1 protein-coding gene is annotated in these 3,694 nt (G+C 42.0%); it reads left to right on the top strand.

Annotation, left to right across the window (positions count from 1 at the left end; translation table 11 throughout):
* Positions 1–541: 541 nt before the first annotated feature.
* The gene (locus tag AW17_RS23175; protein ID WP_083488821.1) at positions 542–3,313 is read left to right on the top strand and encodes a glycoside hydrolase family 38 N-terminal domain-containing protein; all 2,772 of its coding nucleotides are present in this window, start codon (positions 542–544) and stop codon (positions 3,311–3,313) included.
* Positions 3,314–3,694: the final 381 nt, after the last annotated feature.

Here is a 3,694-nt window from a genome sequence, read left to right on the forward strand (position 1 = left end):
TTTGTGGCGTTTTAATCAAGTTTTCTGTTAAGACGGTCGTCACCCTGAATTTATTTCAGGGTCTTTCACGCTAAAAAGATGCTGAAATAAATTCAGCAGGACGATAAAGCGGGATTAGGCGTAAATAAGATATAATTTTCAGCAAATAATTATCGAACTCAGGTTAATTAGTATTTTAAACACCTGGGCATTAAGCCTGGGTGTTACTCATTTATTCAACATTTCTAGCTTTAAAATTGTGAATCCGTTTTTTGTGCGCATTACCGGGGAGTAAATCCCACATGCTTTATAATCTAGAATATATTTTTATCTCTTAACAGGTACCTAAATGACCGGTAGAAAAAAAATAAATATATAATGACCGGTTTACAATCAGGTCCCTTGTTTGTTGAAGATAATCTCTTTGTGAATACTAGGCTACCAGTAGCCTGCATTCATAAGCATTTTCAATATTTTTTGGACAAAGGGTACAAAAGAATTGAAAGATCAGTTTAAAATCGGAATAAACCCATTATTATAAAACATTCGTTAAAGAAAATTTATGACTACAAAAAAGATGACTACTGCAACTACCTATATAGAAAAACAGGTGGCGCATTTTCGTAATTATATGCAATCTGCGGAATTGGTGCATGAGAATGCCATGGGCAAGCTGGTTATTAAATGCGCTGTTGCTGCCCTGCTCTTAACAGCGGCTTTACCTGCATTTTCTCAAAACTATAACAAAACCGTTTCACCCATAGCACTTCCACCACCGGTATCGAATTTGCTGCCCGGAAACAAAGCGCCGGTAGTAACCGATATCTGGGTAGTATTTAAAACACATTGCGATCTGGGTTATACCATGCCTGCAAGTGCCGTGTTTAAAAAATACCGTGAAAACATGATGGACAATGCCATCCGCTTAATAGAAGCCGATAAGAAAAAACCGGTTAATGAACGTTTTAAATGGACGATTGCCGGCTGGCCCATGAAGGGTGCCATATTAGGGCCATTGCAAACACCTGAGCGACGAAAAAAGGTAGAAGAGGCACTCCGGGAGGGTACGATAAGCGTACATGCCCTGCCTGCTACTATAGAATCGGATGTAATGGACCAGGAAGACTATGTAAGAAGCCTGATCTTCTCTTCTCAGATTGCCCGTGGCTACGGACATAAGTTGCCTATTGCTGCAAAGATGACCGATGTGCCAGCCCACAGCTGGTTGCTTCCGACCTTGTTGCATCATGCAGGTATCAAATTCCTGCAGATTGGATGTAATTACACAGTGCAGCCGGTACGCCTGCCGCAACTTTTTTGGTGGGTAGGTCCCGATGGATCGAAAGTACTTTGCAATTACACCCCACACTATGGCTCGGGCGTAACACCCCCGGAGAACTGGCCCTCAAAAAACTACCTGGCCGTAATTATGACGCATGATAATACCGGTCCGCCTTCGCCCAAAGAAATTGAAGAAGTAAAAAAACAGGTAGCCGGAATGAAAGACGTCCGCTTGCATTTTACCGACCTGGATGAATATGCAAAAGTTTTATTGGCCGAAAATCCACAAGTGCCTACCATTCGCGGTGATATGGTTGATCCATGGATCCATGGGGTAATGGCTATGCCTCAGGAATCAAAAACAGCGAGGAATATCCGTCCGCTTGAACCGGCATTGGATATCTTGAATACACAATTGAAAGGATGGGGAATTTCAACCACATCCCTTGCCAGCTCACTGGCAAAGGCTTATGAAAACAGCATGCTTTTTGGCGAACATACATTTGGAGCATCTTCACCAGGCTACGGTGCGTTTTCAAAAGATGGAAAAACACAACTATCAGAAGCAGAACGTTATAAATACAATGATGACTTCATTAAGGCAAGGAAAGAAGGCTTTTATGAAAAATTCGAATCTACCTTTAGAGATAAAGCACAGTACATTAATACCACCGATAGCATTATTGTAACCAATTTTACCTCACGCATGGACCTGTTGGCCAACAATGTGAAAGCAAACATTGGGGACATCGTGGTGTACAATCCATTGCCCTGGATGCGGGGCGGAGTGGTTGATTTTAAGGGAAAGAAAATAGCAGTAGGGAATATACCCGCAAATGGCTATAAGGTCATCAAGAACACCTCATCAGCTTATACGATATCCGGTGCAGGAAGCTCTACGCTTGATACAAAGTTTTATAGGGTAAAGTTTGACATGAAAAAAGGCGGAATTGCCTCATTGATTGAAAAGGCAACTGGCAAGGAACTGGTTGATCAACATTCCGCTTATGCACTGGGGCAGTTCCTGCACGAACGTTTCAGTTTTGCACAAACCAAAGATTATCACGACAGAAATTACGTAAGGAACAATTTTGCTGCGGGTCTGAAACCAAATTTGCCTACAGACATCCCTTACCTGGCCACCACACCTATTGATTGGAAAATGAGATTAGAGCAGTCACCGTTTGCCGATAAAGTTACATTGGTTGCAGCTAATGCCAATCCTGTTGCCGAATCGGTTTCTATTAGTTTCACATTTCCTAAAGCATTTGAGTATGTGGATGTGGAATGGAATATCAATAATAAAATCGCCAATACTGTTCCTGATGGAGGATGGCTTTGCTTTCCATTCAACGTGAATAAGCCAAAGTATATCCTGGGCCGCTTGGGCGGTGCTATGGATTTAGCAAAAGATCAGATTGTAGGCGGTAACCGCTATATATACGGCGTGCAAACAGGCGCCTCACTGGTTGCTCCTGATCAATCGGGTGCTGGGATTTGTGCTATCGATGCACCATTGCTTAGTTTTGGCGAACCGGGCCTGTGGAAATATGATTATGATTATTTTCCCAAACAACCTGCTGTATTTGTGAATCTGTACAACAATATGTGGAATACCAACTTTCCCTACTGGACCGAAGGTTCATGGAGCGAAAGGGTACGTATCTGGGGCATCAAACAAGGAGAAAAAACAGCAGAGAATCTCGCTGTACGATCATGGGAAGCAAGAATCCCGTTGATAGCTGTTACTGCAAGTGGGCAAGGCAAAAGGCTGCCTGCGCAGCAAACAGGCATTGCTGTTTCACGTAAAGGTATACTTGTGAGCGCTTTTGGTGAAGATCCTGATGGAAATAAGGGCACGCTGCTGCGTTTGTGGGAACAGGCAGGAAATTCCGGTGCTGTTACCGTTACATTGCCCAAAGGCTCAAATTACACCAAAGCAAGCCCTGTAAATCTGCGTGGTGAAATAATTGGTAAGCAGCTACCGGTTGTCAAAGGGACACTGAAGTTTTTCCTGAATCAATATGCACCGGCAAGTTTTGTGTTAGAATAAATAAACCAGATGATTGTTAACTAAAAAGTAACACAAATGAGAAAACTTCAGTCAGCCAGGCAACTGGAATACCGGTCGTGTAATTGTTTATTCCAACAACCATGTGGAGCATTACCTCAATGTCATTAAGTTAGGGCATTCGGCACAAGCAAAAATAATTTAACCACAGATAGAAAGGATGCACACAGATATGAAATCCGTGTTTATCTGTGGTTAAAAACTCTTAACTTAATGACATACAAAGTCTCAATCCTGGATAGGGAAGGATGTCTATTTATTATTGATTTTTTATCAATTTTTCGGAAGTCCAGTCTTCTTTTCCTTCTTTTAGGGTATAAAGTGTCCATGTTTGTGCTTTTAAAACTTTCCTTCTGCTTATTA

Source organism: Pedobacter borealis DSM 19626, assembly GCF_000708285.2.
Lineage (GTDB): Bacteria > Bacteroidota > Bacteroidia > Sphingobacteriales > Sphingobacteriaceae > Pedobacter > Pedobacter borealis.